Raw genomic sequence first — 20,509 nt, forward strand, 5'->3', positions numbered from 1 at the left:
CGTGATTCACATAAACGATTCGATTTATCTGAGCATTCAGTGGCTGATTGAACACGGCGCATTCCATAGGATTGTCCAAAGAATAGTCAAAAGTACCGCCGGATTTGTGGTGTGCTTGCTCAAAACCATCCGAACCATGCGTCACTCGCCTCGTGATCAATGGCTCGGTGCGCTCCGCGTCTGTCTGCCCTGTCAATTGGACCCTAGGCCTGCTGCCGACGCCGCTTTGACCTGGGTTTCTTCAAGAATAGACAGGCAGCGTCGACAAAATGTTTCCGACGAATGTTTTGCAAAGTTTTGAATTGGAAACAGGACAGCTTGACTGGGTAAATCAGAGGAAATGCGTTTCATATGCCGCCAGTAGGAAGGGTCGTCGAACTTAAATCCACCTTCGCAAACAAAGATTTCACCTGAAACGTTATCGATTACCAAGTCATGCGCGAAGAAACCGTGGCCAAGAACATGGTGTAGGTTCCGCGCTATGCCTTCGAATGCTTCAGCATTTGGGACGACCAGAACGTCGTTCAGGTATTCGACCAAAGCGGGTTCAAGGGGAGTATCTTTGGCATGCACACTAGGGTTCTCTTCCTTCGCGTCGCGGGCCCTTGGATATGAATGAAGGATCGTGTCGTCGATGCAAACAATTCTGACGGTCGTGTAGAACAGTCGGCCGTCGTACTCGATCCGCGTGTCAATGAAGTCAGTGAATATCCGCCGTTCATCCTCAGCAGGTAATGCATCGGTTCCCTCTTGAATCTCGGTCGGTAAGGCCGTCCCGAAACGACTTCTGACGAAGCCCCCGGTTTCCCTGAGCGTCGGAACCGAGACACCAGCATCCACAAATGCCTTGTGCGACGCCAGCTTGTCCGCCAACAACTGACCAGCCTCGGCGGTATTGAATGTCGCGACGGCTTTCTTCTCGAGATCCAGCACCTCCGCACTGAAAATATCGCTATGGTCTTCACCAAATAGGTGGACCAGAAAAACCGGTACTTCATCGCTCAGAGACGCTTCCAATTCAGCAACATTTGACGCCCATTCGGTTGCGAACCCATTCCTTCGCAAAGTGTCACAGAACGTCGGAAGGAACTCGAATGCCGAAACCTTTCCGTTGGCGAGTGGCCCAGCATTTGTCAGGGCCGAAAATACGACTTTTGCGCGTTTGTCGGTTGGCTGCGATTCTTTAATTAGCCGATCGAGGATAAAAAGCGGTATCTTCGGAGAAATCTGCAGTACTTGCTTGGCGAATTCTTTTAACACAATGGAATTCCAGTCTAAAACAGAGTAACAAACCGAAGTTTCAAAACTGCCGTCTTGCTTCGCTAACAGACACCTAAAGCTTTTTGACCATTAGCTGGTCTGTCGTTCCCGCTAAAGAACGTAGCTTCCTTGTCGGTAAAACCTTACTCGGAAAACTTGGCACATTTGCAGTTCTCTCGCAACTCGGCCGTCGTTTGCCGCAGGACGGGTACGAAAATCGAGTTATTCCATCTAGGCGCCTACCCATAGTCCCGATAGTTTCCAAGCTCCCGCTGCCCAGTGAAAGCGATATGGACTACCCATAGCAGTTCAAACTATGTGTGCTCTTTTGGAAGTTGCACGCGACAGTCAATTGCCGCTCTGTACATAGTCAGTGTACCAAAAACTCTTAAAATTGTCAAAAAGCATCAAAACAACAATGCCTTATGGACTTGCAAAAAATGGAAGTCCACGCGTGCAACGAAACGGTTTTCTACACGTTTCTACGTCCATCTATGCCGCGTGGTTGCTAGGTGGTTGCTGTAGGCGCGGGAAATTCTCGCCTATTCATGCTAACCCTTTGAAAAAAGTGGTGAGCCGTGCAGGATTCGAACCTGCGACCCACTGATTAAAAGTCAGTTGCTCTACCAACTGAGCTAACGGCCCACTCTTTTGTAAGGATCTTTCGATCCGTGGCGCTCTCTAAGGCATTTTCCCGATTGGGTGCAAGCCTTTATTTCGCACCTCGTTTCGCCTGTAATTTCTTACGATCCGGCGACCCGATAGGCGGCCTAATTAGGCAGGGGACGCAGGGGGGTCAAGCCCTTTTTTCAGGAATCTGCGCGATAGGGTGGATTCATTTCAAAGGCAGGGTTATATGCCCGCCATGCAACGAATACTGACCTCGGGTTTGCCCTTCATGAAGATGCACGGGCTGGGCAATGACTTTGTCATTGTAGATGCGCGCGCGCAAAACATTGAACTGACACCCGCCTTGGCAAAGGGAATCGGGCACCGCCAATTCGGGGTCGGGTTTGACCAATTGGCCGTGATCGAAAACGGCGAATCGGATGCGCATCTGGTGTTCTATAACGCCGACGGATCGACCTCGGCTGCGTGCGGGAATGCCACGCGCTGCATCGCCCGGTTCCTGATGGAAGAGACCGGAAAATCCGAGCTGGTTCTGACGACCGAACGTGGCACGCTTTACGCGCGCGATGCGGGTGATGGGCTGACGTCGGTGAATATGGGCCCGCCGCAGCTCAACTGGCATGAGATTCCGCTGGCGGAAGAGGTTGATACGCTGGAACTGCCGATCGAGGGCGCGCCCTCGGCGACTGGCATGGGCAACCCGCATTGCACCTTCTTTGTCGACGACGCCGAGGCCATCCCGTTGGAGGAATTCGGATCGCGCTACGAATACCATCCGCTTTATCCCGAACGCACAAACGTTCAGGTGGCGCAGATCATCGGCCCTGATCACATCCGTATGCGCGTGTGGGAGCGTGGCGTGGGCATCACTCTGGCCTCTGGTTCGTCCTCATGCGCTACGGCTGTGGCAGCTGCGCGGCGCGGCCTGACCGGGCGCAAAGTTCAGATTGAGCTGGACGGCGGCACGATCTGGATCGACTGGCGCGACGATGGCGTTTGGATGACCGGCCCGACGGCTCATGTCTTCTCGGGCACGCTGACCCCTGAGTTTCTGGAGACTCTGGGATGAGCGCGCCCAAGTTCACCACTCTGGGCTGCCGCCTGAACGCCTATGAGACCGAGGCGATGAAAGAACTGTCGCAACAGGCGGGTCTGTCGAACGCCGTGGTGGTGAACACCTGCGCCGTGACGGCCGAGGCCGTGCGTAAAGCGCGGCAGGAAATCCGCAAGCTGCGTCGCGAGAACCCCGATGCGCGTCTGATCGTGACCGGCTGCGCCGCCCAGACCGAGCCCGAGACCTTTGCCAAAATGGACGAGGTCGACGCGATCATCGGCAATACCGAAAAGATGCAGCCCGACACCTGGAAGGGTATGGCCGCCGATTTCATCGGCCAGACCGAGGCGGTGCAGGTCGATGACATCATGTCCGTGACCGAGACCGCGGGCCACCTGATCGATGGCTTCGGCACTCGTTCGCGCGCCTATGTGCAGGTTCAGAATGGCTGTGACCACCGCTGCACCTTCTGCATCATTCCGTACGGACGCGGCAACTCGCGCAGCGTCCCTGCGGGCGTGGTGGTGGACCAAATCAAGCGGCTGGTGGACCGGGGCTATAACGAGGTCGTGCTGACCGGCGTCGACCTGACCTCGTGGGGCGCCGATCTGCCCGCACAGCCCAAGCTGGGCGATCTGGTGATGCGCATCCTGAAACTGGTGCCGGACTTGCCGCGCCTGCGGATCAGCTCGATCGACTCGATCGAGGTGGATGAAAACCTGATGCAGGCCATTGCGACCGAACCGCGTCTGATGCCGCATTTGCACCTGTCGCTGCAGCATGGCGATGACCTGATCCTGAAACGGATGAAACGCCGCCACCTGCGCGACGACGCCATCCGCTTCACCGAAGAGGCCCGCAAAATGCGCCCAGACATGACCTTTGGCGCAGATATCATCGCAGGCTTCCCCACCGAAACAGACACCCATTTCGAAAACTCGCTGAAACTGGTCACGGATTGCGACCTGACCTGGCTGCACGTCTTCCCCTATTCCAAACGCGAAGGCACGCCCGCAGCCCGCATCCCGCAGCAGATCAACGGCACCATCATCAAAGCCCGCGCCGCGCGCCTGCGCGCGGTCGGAGACGCACAGGTCGCAAAACACTTGACCGCACAATTGGGCAAAACCCATCACATCCTGATGGAAAACCCACATATGGGCCGCACGGAACAGTTTACCGAAGTCACCTTCGATACGCCCCAACCCGAAGGTCAGATCGTAACCGCCTCGATCACCGATCACACGGACAGCCAACTCAAAGCCTGATCCGTCCTTCATCTGGCTAAAAATATCTCGGGGTTGAATTGGCCGTAGGCCAAGAAGGGGCTGGCCCCTTTATCCCGCCAGAAACAAGAAACCCCCGCAACCGGATAGCGCGGGGGTTTTCAATTTCAGAGATGCAAAAGCCTTAGTGCTGACGCTTGCCTTTGACACCGGCCCACAGGCGTTTGTTCACCAGATACAGCAGCACCGACAGAACCGACAGGAAGATCACGCCGACAAAGCCGGAATACTTGCGCTCCATCATCTTCGGTTCAGCCGTCCACATCAGGAAGGCAGCGATATCCTCGGACATGGCCTCAACTGACGCCGAGTGGCCGTCAGCGAATTCCACCTGATCCTCGGACAGCGGCGGTGCCATCGAGATCCAGCCGCCAGGGAAGGCTTTGTTCTCATAGAGAACGGTGCCTGCTTCTTCCTTTTCCTCACCGGTATAGCCATCCAGCAGGGACGCGATGTATTCAGCTCCACCCATGCCTTTGAAGAACTGGTTGATCCCCAAGCCGTAAGGGCCGTGGAAACCGGCGCGGGCCTTTGCCATAAGGCTCAGGTCAGGTGCGCCAACGCCAGTGTTAGCCGGGAAGTGATCGGTTGGGATCGCAGGACGGAAATCATCCAGTTCCGGATCGAATACTTCGAAATTCTCTGCCGAATAGGCGATGACTTCTTCTTCCGAATATCCCAACGCTTCCAGATCACGCAGAGGTACATATTGCAGACCGTGGCAAGCCGCACAGACTTCGGTATAGACCTGAAGACCGCGTTGAAGCTGGTTCTTGTCCCAGGTGCCAAACGGCCCCTCGAATGAAAAGCTGAAGTCCTCGATATGCTGCTCGCCGCCGCCTGCCGCGAAGGACGCAGCAGGGGTGAGGGCCAGAGCAAACGCGGCACCGATTGCAAGTTTCTTGAACATGTTTCCGGTCCCTCTTCTTACTCGGCCGGCGTGGCTTCGGCGTCAGCCTTGCCATAATGCGCGTTGAAGTCTTCTTCGATGGTCTCGGGCTGGGCCAGAGGTTTCTCGATCACACCAAGGATCGGCAGGATCACGAAGAAATAGGCGAACCAGTAAGCCGAGGCGATCAGCGAGAATGTCGCATAGGGCTCCTCGGCGGGCATCGCACCCAGCCACATCAAAGCAAAGAAGTCGACGATCAGCAGGTAGAACCACCATTTGAACATCGGACGGTATTTGCCCGAACGCACGCTGGACGTGTCCAGCCACGGTGCCAGAGCCATCGCCAGGATCGCACCGAACATCGCAATCACACCAAAGAACTTGGCGTCGATGATGCCGCCGGTGATGAAGCTGGCGAATTGCACAACCCAGACCTCGCCGGTGAAGGCCCGCAGGATCGCGTAGAAGGGCAGGAAGTACCATTCAGGCACGATATGTGCAGGTGTGACCAGCGGGTTGGCCTCGATATAGTTATCGGGGTGGCCCAGATAGTTCGGCATGAAGCCTACAACCGCCCAGAACACGACAAGGATCACGGCCAGCGCGAACAGGTCCTTGATCACGAAGTACGGCCAGAATGGCAGGGTGTCTTTCTCGGCATCGGCTTTCGACGTACGGCGAACTTCAACACCTGTGGGGTTGTTGTTGCCGGTGGTGTGGAATGCCCAGATATGCACGATGACCAGAGCCGCGATAACAAACGGCAGCAGATAGTGCAGCGAGAAGAAGCGGTTCAGTGTGGCATTGTCCACCGCTGGTCCGCCCAGCAACCAAGTCTGGATCGCGTCACCCACAAACGGGATCGCGCCAAACAGGCCGGTGATCACGGTCGCACCCCAGAAGGACATCTGACCCCAAGGCAGAACATAGCCCATGAAGGCAGTACCCATCATCATCAGATAAATAAGCATACCGATGATCCACGTGATCTCACGCGGGGCCTTGTATGAGCCGTAGAACAGGCCACGGAAGATGTGGATGTAGACCGCAACAAAGAACAGCGACGCGCCATTCATGTGAATGTAGCGCAGCATATAGCCGCCATTCACGTTGCGCATGATGTGCTCGATGCTGGCGAAGGCCAGATCGACATGCGGGGTATAGTGCATCACCAGAACGATACCGGTGACGATTTGCAACGCCAGGCAGAACGCCAGGACGATGCCCCAGATCCACCACCAGTTCAGGTTCTTGGGGGTGGGGATCATGATGGTGTCGTAAATCAGGCCGACGATGGGCAAGCGGCTGTTCAGCCACTTCTCGCCGTTTGTCTTCGGCTCGTAATGATCGTGGGGAATTCCGGACATAAGTTTGGGTCTCCCTTAGCCGAGTTTGATGGTGCTGGCGTCGGTCCACTCTGCAGGCGGAACGGGCAGGTTTTCAGGCGCGGGGCCCTTACGGATGCGACCGGCAAGGTCATAGTGCGAACCGTGGCAGGGGCAGAACCAACCGCCAAAGTCACCGGCATCACCCAGCGGCACACAGCCCAGGTGCGTACATACGCCCATCTGAACCAGCCAGGCACCGGGGGCTTCGCCCTCAGGCGAGGGCATGACGCGGTTTTCGTCGGTCGCGGGCGCATCAGCCGGTTGGTTGAAGTTGCGCGCCAGCGGATCGGGCAGCGCATCCAGACCTTCGGCGTCCTGCTCTTTGGCCTCTTGGATCTCGGCACCGGTGCGGTGACGGATAAAGACGGGTTTACCCAGCCATTTCACAGTCAGCTGCGTCCCCGGCTCAACGCCGCTCACGTCCACACGGATCGAGGACAGCGCCTGAACGTCTGCCGAGGGATTCATTTGGTTGATCAGGGGCCATACGGCTGCACCCGTCGCAACGACACCTGCGCCGCCAGCGACGTAGTAGAGGAAATCTCTGCGGGTGCCTTCGTTGTCTTCTGCGTGGGACACGAGGTTTTCTCCGATTCCGGCGCCCGGAGGATACCGGGCAAACATGCATCAGCACCGCATCAAAGCGGCGTCTCATCGCGGCTATCTAGCCGGGAGAAATCGGTTCGTCCAGCGGTCATAGGCGCGCACTACGCCGCATCTGGGTATTCATGTCACTACGTCAGGGATTTTTTTCAAGGTTGGAGCTGATTTAAGCCAAAGGATTCGGGCACCGGGGCCATGTCTCTGCTCAGGTGATTCGCGCTAATAACGGGCAGGTCCGCGCGCGAACCGTCAGGCTTTTCAAAGCAGAAACCGAAGAGGCCAAACTTTCAAAAATACTCCCAATTCTTGCCTTATTTTCTTCAACTTCAGCAAGAATCAGAGCGTATAAATTATTGAATTAAAAATAGATATTTCAGAATGCCCCCATACGCTCGGAATTTGATTGCACTTGGCACTCGAATGCAAGAAGGCGCGGGTCAGGACAACTTTTAGCAGGACTTTTCCCATGCCACAGACTTCTCGGATCACGCTGCTTATCGCTTTGTCACTATCGACACAGGCCCTCGCGGCCGGAGATCCAGCCAAGGGCGAGGCGCTTTACAACAGGTGTTCCTCTTGCCACGCGATCATCAAGGATGGTGAGGTTTTGGTCAAAGGAGGAATCACCGGACCGAATCTCTTTGGTGTTGTCGGGCGCATAGCTGGCACCGAAACCGACTACCTGAATGGCAGTGAACGGCTGCCGATCGGAATGTTCACCGACGACATGATCCTCGCCGGTCAGCAAGGGTTGGTCTGGACCGAGGACAACATCGCCGCTTATTCGAAAGATCCGATTCGCTTTATCAAAGACTATCTTGACGACGAAACGGCCCGTCCCAACATGAGCGTAAAGCTGAAAAAAGGGGCCGAGGACATCGCGGCCTACCTGGCAACGTTCAGCGACTGACCCTAGCGCTGACCCCGCATCAGCGCGGTCAGCCTCGAAAGCTCTGAACCGATCCCCTCTGCCACCTGATCCGCTGCAGCCAAGCGCACGGCTTCGGGTTTGTTCTGGTTCAGCTTCCATGTGCCCTGAATATCGTTGACCTGCATCCGGCACGGCACGATCATGCGCATCATCCGGTCCAGCGCATCAGGGGTCATCTTGCCGGTTGTCCAAGCTGGTTTAGGCAACAACCGCTGCTCATAAAAAGCCGACTGGCGGTCCAGAAGATCCCGTAATTCATCATGCGCGCGCAGTTCCAGCTTTCCCGTCAAGTGAACGGCGACATAGTTCCACGTAGGCACCTGATCTTCGACCCCGTACCAATCGGGTGAGACATAGCCGTCCGGACCGGCGACGGCGATTTTCGCGGTGCGCGGGACTGTCAGCGCGCGGACAATCGGGTTCGACCGCACAAGATGCAATTCTGCGACTCTGCCATCTTTGCTCAGCAGAAAAGGCACATGACTGATCAAAGGAGCGTCTTCGCTGGACAGCGCCAATAGGCCAAAGGCCCGCGCACGGGCAAATTCGACGCTTAGGGCCTGATCTTCAGAGCGGAAAGCCGGGTTTGGGTGCATATCAAATCTCCTAACGGAACGCCTTGCAGATTCGCAGCGATCTTGGCAAGGTCCGCGTCGTTCTCAGGGCGGGGTGAAATTCCCCACCGGCGGTATGCGGACTCGGATCCGTAAGCCCGCGAGCGGCCTCGGTACACGAGGTGACAAGCAGATCTGGTGAGAAGCCAGAGCCGACGGTTACAGTCCGGATGAAAGAGAACGCGCAGCGTGCCCCTCGGCGCGGCTGCTCGTGATCGCCTTGGGTGACGTGTCTGTTTTGCTAAGGAGATCATGATGACACACACCCGCTATGCTTTCGTCAAAGCCAACTGGCATTCCGATATCGTCGATCAGGCGCTGGAAGGGTTCCAGCAACTTATCCCCGCCGACCAGATCGACGTGTTTGACGTCCCCGGCGCGTTTGAAATGCCCCTGCTGGCCCGCGACCTGGCGCAAACCGGGCGCTATGCGGCTATCGCCTGTGCCGCTTTTGTGGTGGATGGTGGCATCTACCGGCATGATTTCGTGGCGCAAGCCGTGGTCGATGGGTTGATGCGCGCCGGGATGGACACGGGCGTTCCGGTCCTGTCGGTCTCGCTGACCCCGCATCAATATCAGGAAACCGACCACCACAACGCGATCTACCGCGCGCATTTCGTGGAAAAAGGGCGCGAGGCCGCGCAGGCTGCACTCAAAATCACCAAAACCCGCGAAAAAGTTGCGCAGGCGGCCTGATCTTCATCTTTTCGCAAATACTCAAACGCGCTGCCCCCAGGGCAGCGCACCCCGCCCCAACCGCAAATCCGCTTGAGGCCAGAGGCTCTCCCCGCTAATCACAACCCTCAAAGGAGCACGCCCCATGTCGATGAACAGTTTCGGACACCTCTTCCGCGTCACCACTTGGGGTGAAAGCCACGGCCCCGCCTTGGGAGCGACGGTGGATGGTTGCCCTCCGGGCGTTGCGATCGACGAGGGTATGATCCAGCACTGGCTGGACAAGCGCAAACCGGGTCAGAACAAGTTCACGACCCAGCGTCGCGAACCCGATCAGGTCAAAATCCTGTCCGGCGTGTTCGAGGGGCAGACAACCGGCACGCCCGTTCAGCTGATGATCGAGAACACCGATCAACGCTCGAAAGACTACGGCGATATCATGGACAAGTTCCGTCCGGGCCACGCTGATATCACCTATTGGCAGAAATACGGCATCCGCGACTATCGCGGCGGGGGGCGTAGCTCGGCGCGCGAAACCGCATCTCGTGTTGCCGCTGGAGGATTGGCGCGCGAGGCCATCAGGCAGATCGCGCCAAATGTACAAATCACCGGCTACATGACCCAGATCGGGCCGCACAAGATCGACCGCGCCAACTTCGACTGGTCTCAGATCGAACAGAACCCGTTCTGGACCCCCGATGCGCAGGCCGCTGACGATTGGGCCGCATATCTGGACGATCTGCGCAAATCCGGCAACTCGGTCGGTGCGGTGGTCGAAGTTGTGGCCCGCGGTGTCCCCGCAGGCCTCGGTGCGCCGATTTACGCCAAGTTAGACACTGATCTGGCCGCAGCGATGATGTCGATCAACGCCGTCAAAGGCGTCGAAATCGGCGAAGGCATGGCCGCCGCAGAACTGACAGGTGAGGCCAACGCCGATGAGATTTTCATGGGTCAGAACGGCCCACAATACAGCTCCAACCACGCGGGCGGTATTCTGGGCGGCATCTCGACCGGACAGGACATCGTTGTGCGGTTTGCGGTCAAGCCGACCTCCTCCATTCTGACGACGCGCAAGACGATCACTAAATCGGGTGAGGAAACCGAGATCATCACCAAAGGTCGCCACGATCCCTGCGTCGGCATCCGCGCCGTCCCGGTGGGTGAGGCGATGATGGCCTGTGTGATCCTTGATCATCTGCTGCTACATCGCGGCCAGATCGGAGAAAACCGTGGACATATCGGCTGACTTACGCGGTCGCTTGCGCGGCGTCGTCGCGCAGCGCATGGAAACAGACCCGGCCCATGATCTGGCCCATCTGGACCGCGTCTGGGTGAACGCACAGGCCATTTCTGATGACCGGACAGATATGACTGTTCTGCTGGCGGCCAGCTATCTACACGATCTGATAAACCTGCCAAAAGATGATCCGGATCGCCATTTGGCCTCACGTAAATCAGCGCTGGAATCAGAGCCTATTCTGGGGGGTTTAGGTTATAGCCGCGCCCAGATCGACGCCACCAAACATGCCATTGAGGCGCATAGCTTTTCGGCAAATATTCCGCCCGAAACGCCCGAGGCCCGCATTCTGCGCGACGCCGACAGGCTGGACGCATTGGGCGCCATCGGGATTGCGCGGAACTTCTCGGTCTCGGGCGCTTTGGGGCGCACTCTGTACGATGCAGCTGATCCCTTTGCCGCTGATCGCACGCTAGATGATCTGCACTTTTCACTGGACCATTGGAAAGTGAAATTGCTGAACTTGTCCGACGATATGCTCACCGAATCCGGACGGCAGATTGCAAAACGCCGTACCGCGCGGATGATCCGGTTTCTGGAAGACTTCGCCGAAGAAATCGGCAGTGACTTACCCAATACATGGATAAACGGCGAGGCCACCCGTTGATCTTTGCCGACTAAAGGCGCAGGGTTCGGCCCATGGCAAAATCCTTAACATCGCATCGACCCGTCCTGGCGGTGGGTCTGAAGCTGGGCGCTTTGTTCCTGTTCACGGCGATGGCTGCAGTGGTCAAGGCGGTGTCAGATGACTTTCCACCCGGCGAAATCGTGTTCTTCCGATCACTTTTTGCGATACCGGTCGTCGTTGGCTGGCTGCTTTGGCGCGGAGAACTGGCACAAGGGCTAATCACCAGAAAACCCATGGGGCATTTCTGGCGAGGAGTTCTGGGAACGTCAGCCATGGGACTAACCTTCACCGGTCTGGCTTTACTGCCCCTGCCTGAGGTTACGGCGATTGGGTATGCCACACCGATCTTCACCCTGATTCTGGCGGCGGCCATTCTGGGCGAGCGTATTCGTATGATCCGCATCGGTGCAGTTAGTCTTGGGCTGCTCGGCGTATTGATCATGATCTGGCCCCGGCTGGGCGGCAACAACATGGAAAGCACAGCGGCGATCGGAGCGCTTTGCGTTTTGGTTGCGACGATGGCGCGTGGATTTGTACAAATCCACATCCGACAATTGGTGCAGGTCGATCACCCCGCCGCCGTGGCCTTTTACTTTTCGCTGACAGCAACCCTTTTATCGTCCATTACGGCCTTGTGGGGCTGGACGGCACCAACCCTTGAACAGACTCTGATACTGGCGGTTATAGGAATAACAGGCGGTGTTGCTCAGATTTTGGTGACCACGTCTTACAAGTTCGCGCAGGCGTCCATGCTGGCGCCTTACGACTATACAACGATGCTGTTTGCCGTGGTTATCGGTTACGTTTGGTTCGACGAACTGCCCACACTCGTCATGTTGATCGGTGCCACTTTGGTAATTGCGGGCAACGTTGTGGTGATCCTACGCGAGCGTCAGCTGGGCTTGGAACGCAATAAAGCCCAATCTGCAACCGATCCCAAGACCTGATCTTTACCTTTCGCGAACTTCACCTAGGTTGGGCGCAGCAGAATGAAAGGTTCCTCTCATGAGTGACGCGCAGGATCACAAGGAAAAGATGCAAAAGGTGCAGGCCCAGCACCGCAAGAAAGTATCCGAGGCGGTAGACCCGGATCGCGGGCTAGTCTTGATCAACACAGGCAAGGGCAAGGGTAAATCCTCGGCTGCGTTTGGTGTAGTGATCCGGGCGCTTGGCTGGGGTCAGAAAGTGGCCGTGGTGCAGTTCATCAAGGGCAAGTGGAAAACGGGCGAGCGCCGCTTCTTCGAAGAGCGCGATCTGGTCACCTGGCACACGATGGGCGAGGGCTTTACCTGGGACACTCAAGACCGCGAGCGTGACATCGCCGCTGCCAACGCGGCCTTTGACAAAGCGCGGGCGTTGATGGCCAGTGGCGAATACGACCTTGTGGTGCTGGACGAGATCAACATCGCCCTGCGCTATGAATATCTGACGGTGGATCAGGTGATTGACGGTCTGAACGAACGGGCAGTCAAGACTGGCGTGTTCCTGACGGGCCGCGACGCGCCGCAAGCCCTGCGAGACTATGCCGATCTGGTCACGGAAATGACCGAAGAAAAACACCCGTTTCAAGCTGGCATCAAAGCCCAGCGCGGCGTGGACTATTAAACTTTGGGATGACAGAGCGCCCCCGATCATAAGTCAGGGGCGCTCTGATCCTATCAAATTGCGCGAGACTTCGGGTCCAGCGTGATCGACCAAAGCTCGGTATCGGCGCGGTCCATCAGGCGTACCGTCATCTGTTCGGTTGCACCGTCGATATCCACCAATCCAAAGAACTGAAGGCCAGCGCTGGGCGGCAGGTTGGCACCCTGATCTTCAGTCGGGGCTTTGACGAATTTGACTTCGGGACCAAAGGTCCCATCCAGCGCGTTCGGACCAAAGGTTCCAGCGTGCAGCGGGCCCGAGACGAATTCCCAGAACGGCTCAAAGTCCTGAAATTGCGCTTTGTTAGGGTCATAGTAGTGTGCAGCAGTATAGTGAACGTCAGCCGTGAACCAAACCGTATTTGTGATCCCAGCGGTTTTGATAAATCGCAGCAGTTCGGCAATCTCCAACTCGCGCCCTTTGGCTGGGCCACTATCACCGTTCGAAACTGCCTCGGCCCCGGACTTTTCGCGCCAGTTGTCCCAGACAATCAACCCAATCGGCATGTCGGACGCAATAACCTTCCACGTCGCCTCAGATGCGGCCAGTTCCCGTTTCAGCCAAGTCAGTTGCTCGGCCCCCAGAATGCGGGACTGATCGGTGATCTCATCCTCCATCGAGGCACCATTCGGCCCGCGATAGCTGCGCAGGTCCAAAAAGAACACGTCCAGCATCGGCCCATACGAAATCTTGCGATACACCCGCCCCGGCTCGGCCGGGGTGATGCGCAGCGGTGTCATCTCGTGGAAGGCGCGGGCGGCGCGGGATTGCAGCACGTGCACCGACTTCTCGGTATAGCGGTCGTCCGAGATGAGATCTTTCGCATCCGACCAGTTGTTCACGACCTCATGGTCATCCCACTGAAAGAAGGTCGGGCAGACGGCGTTCATGGCGCGCACATGCTCGTCCATCATGTTGTATTTCCACTGACCACGGAATTCGTCCAGCGTTTCAGCCACTTTACGTTTCTCGTCAATCAGGGTGGTGTTTTTCCAGATCAGTTGATCATCCTTGACGACCTCATCTTGCATCGGACCATCGGCATAAATCGTGTCGCCCGAGTGGATGAAGAAATCTGGCTTGTGCTGCGCCATGGTGGCGTAGGTGCGCATCCCTTCGTCGTCGATGCCCCAACCCTGCCCAGCGGTGTCGCCCGACCAGGCAAAACGGATATTCCGGCGTGAGGTCGGTGCAGTGCGGAATTGGCCAACAATAGGCTCTGATACGGCGTTGATGTCGTGCAAATCGGCGGCCACAAAACGGTAAAAGATATCCTGATCCGACGGCAGCCCATCGACCAGTCGCTTGACGGCCAGATCACTGTTGGGGATTGCATCCATCGGAGTCAATTTGCGCGCATCAGCAAAGCTCTCGGTAGTGGAAACTTCCATCATCACGCGGGCGGGACGATCCGTGCGGGTCCAGATCATGCCCGAGGTGGTGTCAACATCACCCGACTGAACGCCGTGGGTGAAAACCGGGCGCGAGGATGCGCGGCTGATGGCTGGCATGGACAGTGATGCGGCGAAGGCGGTGCTGCCAGCCAGAAAGGCTCGGCGGTTGGGGCGTAAGATTCGGGTCATTTGGGCTCTCCTGTCTGGTGGCCCTTCAGGACCACGCGATTGGTGAGCGGCAGTGAGCCGCCTGTTTGTAAAACAAGCGGCTCAGATTTTTGAAAGTATCACGATGATATTGTGACACTTGTGGATAACGCATTCACGCTGTCACGCCCTCTTCCGGCGTGCTGAGCGAGATGACGGCGACCACCGCAGCGCCGTTTAACCAGTAGAATACCGCATCCAGGCCCGAAAACCCAAACAGACTGGGCGCAGCCAGAAAGGTCACTCCGACCAGAAGATCCACGGCCAGATGAAATTTATAGGGTAAGACGCGCCAGATCCCCAGGTGATGGTCGGTCAGAACGGTCAGCACAAAAGCGGCAACGCCAGTGACGACCGATAGCCACAGCGCCAACGGATTGGATTGACCCAACCCCAAAAGAAAAGGCAGCGTCATCAGGGCGATAGCAACGGGATAGTCCAGATAGGCATGGATATTGCGCGTAACGAAACGAACAGACATGAGATTTCCTTTCCTTGCTTGGTATGGCTCCAAGGTAGGTCGGAAAGCCTGTACGTTTCAGTCCGGATCGTCCGCAAAAAATTGCAGATCGTCCAGAAATCAGGACATCAATGCATTGACCGATATGCTGCCGGCGACAGACCAATCTGTTTCTTGAAGACGCGGGAAAAGGCTGCCTCGGATGCATATCCTACTTCGGCCGCCGCATCTGCCACATTCCACCGGTTTTCAGTCAGACCGTGGCAAGCGATCTGCATCCGCCAATCGGTCAGATATTGCATCGGAGTTGTCCCCATCTTCTCGGAAAACAGTTGCGCAAATGCGGTGCGGGACATTCCGGCCTCACGCGCCAAGCTCTCAACACTCCAGTCCTGCGCGGGCGCCTGATGAAACGCCGTCAGCGCGCGGGACACACGCGGGTCAGCAAACCCGGCCAGCGCGGATTCGCTGGGGCTTTGATGTTCCAGGTGGGCACGGATGGCCTGCGCAAACAGAACTTCGGACAGTTTCAGCGCGATTAAATCGCCGCCAATACGCGTTCCACCAATCTCGGACCCAATCATCCGTAGGGTGGATTCGATCCAGGCCCCGGCTTCCTCGCCGTAATTCTCGATCAGGATATAAGGGGGCAGCCGGTCAATCAGCATATGTCCGGTGCCCTGACGGCCCGGCGGTCCTGAGAACGAAAAATGCCCGCAGATCAGTTGTGTATCGCGGCTTTTATCCTCACCCCCATAGATCAAAACTCCATCGCCCTTGTACCCGGCATCCTCAAGCACCTGCTCTAGCGGCAGAGCGTCCAGCGGTTTGACCTCGTTGCACAGCAATGCATGGGGCGAGCCGTGCGGGATCAGGATCAGGTCACCTTGCTTCAGGCGCAACATTTCGCCTGTGTTAGAGACATAAACCTTCAGTTCACCGCGCTGAACAAAGTGAAACCGTGCCACATTTTCGAAGGCCGGTACCTGAATGCCAAAAGGGGGCGTGAACGAAGTTCGGAAATAAAACGTACCGCGCAAAGACAGGCGGGTGAGGATATCGCTGAGAAGGTCCAACATAGACCTAACGTACAACCGTCTGCCAAAACATCCAGCAGCCCGGACGATCTGCACAATCTCTTGAACGCTGGGCAAAGAAAAACCCCCGCCAAAGCGGGGGTGTGATTTCTTGTGAACCGGGCGCGATCAGGCGCGGACCAGCGCCTCGTAATCGGCAGCGATCTCGCGGGTGATGTCGCCCACTTCGAACCTGTAGTCGCCGATTTGCCCGACCGGAGTGACCTCGGCTGCGGTGCCGGTCAGCCAGCATTGTTCGAAATCGGCCATTTCCTCGGGTTTGATGCGGCGTTCGTGGACGGTGATGCCCTTGTCTTTCAACATCCCAATCACGGTCTGGCGAGTGATGCCGTTCAGGAAACAGTCGGCCAGCGGGGTGTGAACCTCACCATCCTTGACGAAAAACACATTCGCGCCGGTCGCCTCAGCCACGTAACCGCGCCAATCCATGAAAAGCGCATCCGAGCAGCCCTTGGCCTCGGCCTTGTGCTTTGAGATGGTGCATATCATGTAAAGACCCGCCGCCTTGGCGTGGACGGGGATGGTTTCGGGGCTGGGGCGTTTCCATTCCGCGATATCCAGCTTGGCACCCTGCATCTTGGCGTCGCCGTAATAGGCGCCCCAGGGCCAGACTGCCACGGCCATCCGCACAGGGTTTTTTGCCGACGCGACACCCATATCCTCACCCGAGCCGCGCCAGACAAGAACACGTACATAAGCGTCCTGCAGCCCGCTGGCTTTCAGAGTCTCTTCCTTGGCGGTTTCGATTTCGTCCAACGTGTAAGGCATCGGCATATCCAGCGCCTCGGCCGAGGCGATCAGGCGCTCGGAATGTTCGCGGCTTTTGAAAATCTTGCCATTGTACGCGCGTTCGCCCTCAAAAACCGAAGACGCATAATGCATTGCGTGCGTTAGGATATGGACATTGGCCTCGCGCCAGGGAACCAGTTTGCCATCCAACCAGATGACACCATCACGATCATCATACCCCGCCATGCGAAACCTCCTGAACCGGGTCGAAATTTTCGATTATTGCGCCAATTAAGTCCGAACCGGACATAAAGTTGCGCAAAAACTGCGATTCGATACCTGTCCCCTCTTGGAATGTCAATAACGCTGACATAAACTCGGGCAGAAGTAACGCATGAGGCATGATATGTCTGACACCCGTCCCGCCCAGGTTTTCGGTGGAGAAAGCCTGTTGTTTCTGACAGATGAACAACTGCGGCAAGGGATCGAAGCGATGTTTTTTGCCTATCGCGGGTTCACGGCGGATCCTGATCGCATTCTGTCGGACCTTGCCTATGGCCGCGCGCATCATCGCGCGATCCACTTCATCAACCGCGCGCCAGGGACAACGGTTAACAACCTGCTGGCCATATTGGGGGTGACAAAACAGTCTCTGAACCGGGTTTTGCGCACGCTGATCGAGGACGGTTTGGTCGAAAGTCGCGTTGGAACAGTGGACAAACGCGAACGGCACCTATTTCTAACCCATGAAGGCGAAGCTCTGGAAGCGAAACTATCAGAAGCCCAGCGCGTGCGAATGCGTGCCGCTTACAAAGATGCAGGCCCCGAGGCCGTGTCAGGGTTTCGTAAAGTACTTGAAGCCATGATGGATGCTGATATGCGTCATGCATACAAGAAATTACGGGATACCACCTCATGAGCGATATGGACGCCCATCTGCTGATCGTTGACGATGACGAACGTATTCGGGATCTGCTCAAGAAATTTTTAATGCGGAACGGGTTTTTGGTTACGGCGGCGCGGGATGCGGCCCATGCACGTCGGGTTTTGTCGGGATTGGATTTCGACATGATCGTGCTGGATGTGATGATGCCAGGGGAAGATGGTGTCAGCCTGACTAAAGCGCTGCGCGAAACCCATGCGACGCCTATCCTGCTTTTGACGGCCCGCGGCGAGACCGAGCATCGAATTGCAGGGCTTGAGGCGGGGGCAGACGATTATCTGGCCAAGCCGTTTGAGCCCAAGGAACTGCTGCTGCGCATCAATGCCATTCTGCGGCGCATGCCCGAAACGCCAGCACAAGAGACTGTCAGCAAAATCCTAACCCTGGGTCCGATCCGGTACGACGTCGAAAAAGGTGAGATGTGGCAAGGTGAAGAACCTGTTCGCCTGACCGCAACGGAAAGCCAATTGATGAAGATTTTCTCGGCCCAGCCTGGCGAGCCGATCAGCCGGTCGAAACTGGTTGAAGATCTGGGCCGCGACAAGGGTCAGGCACAGGAACGCGCGGTGGATGTCCAGATCACCCGGCTGCGGCGCAAAATCGAACAAGACCCCAAACAGCCGCGGTATTTGCAAACTGTACGCGGCGCGGGTTACATGTTGGCTCCGGACTGATTGAGCCGCTGCGCGGCGATTTCATGCCTTCGGCGAGGATATTTGTAGCCAGATGAAGATGGGATCCCGATGAAGACTGCGCTTTTGACTCATGCGGATTGCCTTGGACATATAACACCCGAGGGCCATCCTGAACGGGTCGCGCGGTTAGAGCATATTCTGCACGCTTTGGAACCATTGGATTTGGATCGCAAGACTGCACCCTTGGCAGCGGATGATGATTTGCTGCGTATTCATCCCGAAAGCTATATTCAGGATATTCGCCGTGCCGCTCCGACCGAGGGGTTCCGTCAGGTTGATGGCGATACGTTTCTGTGCCCAGGCTCGGTCAGTGCCGCCTACCGCGCGGCGGGCGCGGCTGTTCGTGCGGTGGATTTGGTGCTTGGTGGTGAGGCCCCAAACGCGTTTTGTGCGGTTAGGCCGCCCGGCCACCACGCGGAAACGGACACCGCAATGGGGTTTTGTGTTTTCGGTAATGCAGCGCTGGCGGCTAAACATGCGCTGGACCATCACGGATTGAAACGGGTCGCCGTTTTCGATTTCGACGTCCATCACGGTAACGGCACGCAGGACCTGTTGTGGGACGAAAAACGTGCTCTGGTCATCACTAGCCAACAAATGCCCCTGTGGCCGGGTTCAGGCCGGCCCGACGAGACAGGAACATTTGATACTGTTTTGAACATCCCCCTGCCTCCGGGCTCAAGCGGGGTGGTGATGCAGGCAGCTTATCGCGCGCTGGCCTTTCCGCGTCTCAGAGAGTTTCGGCCCGAGCTGATAATCATCTCGGCCGGGTTTGACGCGCATCAGGACGATCCGCTGGCAGAGTTGAACTGGTCCACAGATGATTTCGCATGGATCACCTCCGAACTTTGCAAAATTGCGGGCGAAGTATGCGGCGGTCGTATCGTCTCGACTCTGGAGGGCGGGTATGATCTGAGAGCCCTGTCCGAAGCCACCCGTGCTCATGTGGAAGAATTGATGAAGGCAGCCCAATGACCGAGACACCCGTCGACCAGATGACATTCGAACAGGCCATGAAAGAGCTGGAGACCGTGGTCGGCCAGCTGGAACGTGGCGATGTTGCATTGGACCAGTCCATCGCGCTGTACGAACGCGGAGCGGCGCTGAAGAAGCGCTGCGAGGATGAGTTGAAGCGAGCCGAGGAAAAAGTGGCCGCGATCACGCTGGACGCCAATGGTCAGCCGACCGGGACTACGCCTGTCGAAGGTCTGTAAATGTTTCGAGACAGATTGGCGCAGGATGCGGCGCTTATTCAGGGCCATTTCGATACGGTTCTGGGGGCGCTGGACGATCTGGATGTGACCCGGGCGATGGCTTATGCCACCGAGGGTGGGAAAAGGCTGCGCGGATTTCTGGCATTGGAAAGCGCGCGGTTGCATGGGGTCGACGCCGATCGCGCGATTTGGCCCGCCACGGCGATCGAGGCGCTGCACGCGTATTCGCTGGTCCATGATGATCTGCCTTGCATGGATGATGATGATCTGCGCAGAGGGCGGCCCACGGTTCATGTGAAATGGGATGAGGGCACCGCTGTTCTGGCCGGGGATGCTCTGCAGACGTTGGCCTTTGAGCTGTGCGCGCGTACCGAGGTGGGTGAAGCCGCAATTCGCGCGGATTTGACCCTAACATTGGCCAAAGCCAGCGGTGCGCAGGGGATGGTTCTGGGTCAGGCGCTGGATATCGCGGCGGAAACGGCGGCCAGTCCGCTTACGCTGGATCAGATCACGCGGCTGCAGGCGGGCAAGACCGGAGCTTTGATCGAATGGTCCGCCTGCGCGGGGGCACGGCTGGCTCAGGCCAACCCGGACCCGCTGCGCCAATATGCCCGCGCCCTGGGGCTTGCCTTTCAGATCGCGGATGACATTTTGGATGTTGAGGGCGATGCCGAAAAGGCCGGGAAGCGCCTGCAGAAGGATGCACAGGCGGGCAAGGCCACCTTTGTCTCGCTGCTTGGGTTGGAGGCCGCAAAGACCCGCGCGGCGGAGCTGGTGGATCAGGCCTGTGCTGCGCTGGATGGCTATGGGCCTGCCGCTGAAACCTTGAAGGACGCCGCCCGCTTCGTTATTGCCCGGGACAGCTAAG

General features: G+C 57.3%; 22 protein-coding genes, 1 tRNA gene and 1 riboswitch. Of the genes, 13 read left to right on the plus strand and 10 right to left on the minus strand.

Annotated features, from left to right (window positions below):
* Positions 1 to 192 precede the first annotated feature (192 nt).
* Positions 193 to 1,260, minus strand: coding sequence for a hypothetical protein (locus ACR3EG_RS19015; RefSeq protein ID WP_480497006.1), 1,068 nt, complete (start codon positions 1,258 to 1,260; stop codon positions 193 to 195).
* A 569-nt stretch (positions 1,261 to 1,829) separates the two neighbouring features.
* Positions 1,830 to 1,905 (minus strand) — tRNA-Lys (locus tag ACR3EG_RS19020).
* Positions 1,906 to 2,116: 211 nt separating this feature from the next.
* Here ACR3EG_RS19020 and dapF point away from each other — a divergent pair.
* Complete coding sequence (gene dapF / locus ACR3EG_RS19025; protein WP_480497005.1) at positions 2,117 to 2,959, plus strand: diaminopimelate epimerase; 843 nt, start codon at positions 2,117 to 2,119, stop codon at positions 2,957 to 2,959.
* A complete protein-coding gene (gene mtaB, locus ACR3EG_RS19030) occupies positions 2,956 to 4,212 on the plus strand; it encodes a tRNA (N(6)-L-threonylcarbamoyladenosine(37)-C(2))-methylthiotransferase MtaB (RefSeq protein ID WP_480497004.1) in 1,257 nt (418 codons plus the stop codon). The genes dapF and mtaB overlap by 4 nt, the downstream gene beginning before the upstream one ends.
* 142 nt (positions 4,213 to 4,354) lie before the next feature.
* On the opposite strand, the gene ACR3EG_RS19035 is transcribed toward mtaB, so the two are convergent.
* The 3 genes from ACR3EG_RS19035 to petA are packed head-to-tail and all read right to left on the minus strand — an operon-like array spanning position 4,355 to position 7,089.
* Positions 4,355 to 5,140: a cytochrome c1 gene (locus tag ACR3EG_RS19035; RefSeq protein ID WP_170355726.1), complete on the minus strand. Its 786-nt coding sequence runs from the start codon at positions 5,138 to 5,140 to the stop codon at positions 4,355 to 4,357.
* A 17-nt stretch (positions 5,141 to 5,157) separates the two neighbouring features.
* Positions 5,158 to 6,489 carry a cytochrome b gene (petB, locus tag ACR3EG_RS19040; protein ID WP_480497003.1) on the minus strand — a complete coding sequence of 444 codons (1,332 nt, stop codon included), beginning with the start codon at positions 6,487 to 6,489 and terminating at the stop codon, positions 5,158 to 5,160.
* A 15-nt stretch (positions 6,490 to 6,504) separates the two neighbouring features.
* Positions 6,505 to 7,089: a ubiquinol-cytochrome c reductase iron-sulfur subunit gene (gene petA / locus ACR3EG_RS19045; RefSeq protein WP_480497002.1), complete on the minus strand. Its 585-nt coding sequence runs from the start codon at positions 7,087 to 7,089 to the stop codon at positions 6,505 to 6,507.
* Between the two features lie 490 nt (positions 7,090 to 7,579).
* Here petA and ACR3EG_RS19050 point away from each other — a divergent pair, with 490 nt between their 5' ends.
* Positions 7,580 to 8,023, plus strand: coding sequence for a c-type cytochrome (locus ACR3EG_RS19050; protein WP_480497001.1), 444 nt, complete (start codon positions 7,580 to 7,582; stop codon positions 8,021 to 8,023).
* 2 nt (positions 8,024 to 8,025) lie between these two features.
* On the opposite strand, the gene ACR3EG_RS19055 is transcribed toward ACR3EG_RS19050, so the two are convergent.
* Positions 8,026 to 8,640, minus strand: a complete 615-nt coding sequence (locus ACR3EG_RS19055; protein ID WP_480497000.1) for an FMN-binding negative transcriptional regulator — start codon at positions 8,638 to 8,640, stop codon at positions 8,026 to 8,028.
* Positions 8,641 to 8,695: 55 nt separating this feature from the next.
* Positions 8,696 to 8,844: riboswitch (FMN riboswitch) on the plus strand.
* 69 nt (positions 8,845 to 8,913) lie between these two features.
* Between ACR3EG_RS19055 and ACR3EG_RS19060 the strand changes: the two genes are divergently transcribed.
* The 5 genes from ACR3EG_RS19060 (at position 8,914) to cobO (ending at position 12,863) form a co-directional block, all read left to right on the plus strand.
* Positions 8,914 to 9,354: a 6,7-dimethyl-8-ribityllumazine synthase gene (locus ACR3EG_RS19060; protein ID WP_480496999.1), complete on the plus strand. Its 441-nt coding sequence runs from the start codon at positions 8,914 to 8,916 to the stop codon at positions 9,352 to 9,354.
* Positions 9,355 to 9,478: 124 nt separating this feature from the next.
* Positions 9,479 to 10,579 carry a chorismate synthase gene (aroC, locus tag ACR3EG_RS19065; protein WP_480496998.1) on the plus strand — a complete coding sequence of 367 codons (1,101 nt, stop codon included), beginning with the start codon at positions 9,479 to 9,481 and terminating at the stop codon, positions 10,577 to 10,579.
* Entirely contained in the window at positions 10,563 to 11,237 is a 675-nt protein-coding gene (locus tag ACR3EG_RS19070; protein WP_480496997.1) for an HD domain-containing protein, read from the plus strand. Before aroC ends, ACR3EG_RS19070 begins: the two co-directional genes overlap by 17 nt.
* A 32-nt stretch (positions 11,238 to 11,269) precedes the next feature.
* Complete coding sequence (locus ACR3EG_RS19075) at positions 11,270 to 12,205, plus strand: DMT family transporter (protein WP_480496996.1); 936 nt, start codon at positions 11,270 to 11,272, stop codon at positions 12,203 to 12,205.
* A 58-nt stretch (positions 12,206 to 12,263) separates the two neighbouring features.
* Positions 12,264 to 12,863: a cob(I)yrinic acid a,c-diamide adenosyltransferase gene (gene cobO / locus ACR3EG_RS19080; RefSeq protein WP_480496995.1), complete on the plus strand. Its 600-nt coding sequence runs from the start codon at positions 12,264 to 12,266 to the stop codon at positions 12,861 to 12,863.
* A gap of 53 nt (positions 12,864 to 12,916) precedes the next feature.
* Here cobO and ACR3EG_RS19085 read toward each other — a convergent pair whose 3' ends face one another.
* The 4 genes from ACR3EG_RS19085 to ACR3EG_RS19100 all read right to left on the minus strand — a co-directional run bounded on the left by ACR3EG_RS19085 (position 12,917) and on the right by ACR3EG_RS19100 (position 17,035).
* Positions 12,917 to 14,485 (minus strand): alkaline phosphatase D family protein, encoded by a 1,569-nt coding sequence (locus tag ACR3EG_RS19085; protein ID WP_480496994.1) that lies wholly within the window; start codon positions 14,483 to 14,485, stop codon positions 12,917 to 12,919.
* 133 nt (positions 14,486 to 14,618) lie between these two features.
* The gene (locus ACR3EG_RS19090; protein WP_170355715.1) at positions 14,619 to 14,984 is read right to left on the minus strand and encodes an SPW repeat domain-containing protein; all 366 of its coding nucleotides are present in this window, start codon (positions 14,982 to 14,984) and stop codon (positions 14,619 to 14,621) included.
* A 107-nt stretch (positions 14,985 to 15,091) separates the two neighbouring features.
* Complete coding sequence (locus ACR3EG_RS19095; RefSeq protein ID WP_480496993.1) at positions 15,092 to 16,042, minus strand: AraC family transcriptional regulator; 951 nt, start codon at positions 16,040 to 16,042, stop codon at positions 15,092 to 15,094.
* Positions 16,043 to 16,168: 126 nt separating this feature from the next.
* Positions 16,169 to 17,035, minus strand: a complete 867-nt coding sequence (locus ACR3EG_RS19100; protein ID WP_480496992.1) for a branched-chain amino acid aminotransferase — start codon at positions 17,033 to 17,035, stop codon at positions 16,169 to 16,171.
* A 160-nt stretch (positions 17,036 to 17,195) separates the two neighbouring features.
* Between ACR3EG_RS19100 and ACR3EG_RS19105 the strand changes: the two genes are divergently transcribed.
* From ACR3EG_RS19105 to ACR3EG_RS19125, 5 genes are all read left to right on the plus strand, one after another.
* Complete coding sequence (locus tag ACR3EG_RS19105; protein WP_170755434.1) at positions 17,196 to 17,708, plus strand: MarR family winged helix-turn-helix transcriptional regulator; 513 nt, start codon at positions 17,196 to 17,198, stop codon at positions 17,706 to 17,708.
* Positions 17,705 to 18,406, plus strand: a complete 702-nt coding sequence (locus ACR3EG_RS19110; RefSeq protein WP_170355711.1) for a response regulator — start codon at positions 17,705 to 17,707, stop codon at positions 18,404 to 18,406. The genes ACR3EG_RS19105 and ACR3EG_RS19110 overlap by 4 nt, the downstream gene beginning before the upstream one ends.
* A 69-nt stretch (positions 18,407 to 18,475) precedes the next feature.
* Positions 18,476 to 19,402: a histone deacetylase family protein gene (locus ACR3EG_RS19115; protein ID WP_353392641.1), complete on the plus strand. Its 927-nt coding sequence runs from the start codon at positions 18,476 to 18,478 to the stop codon at positions 19,400 to 19,402.
* Positions 19,399 to 19,641, plus strand: a complete 243-nt coding sequence (locus ACR3EG_RS19120) for an exodeoxyribonuclease VII small subunit (protein WP_480496991.1) — start codon at positions 19,399 to 19,401, stop codon at positions 19,639 to 19,641. Before ACR3EG_RS19115 ends, ACR3EG_RS19120 begins: the two co-directional genes overlap by 4 nt.
* Positions 19,642 to 20,508: a polyprenyl synthetase family protein gene (locus ACR3EG_RS19125; RefSeq protein WP_480496990.1), complete on the plus strand. Its 867-nt coding sequence runs from the start codon at positions 19,642 to 19,644 to the stop codon at positions 20,506 to 20,508.
* Position 20,509: the final 1 nt, after the last annotated feature.

It is taken from the genome of Ruegeria sp. AM7 (assembly GCF_056535965.1).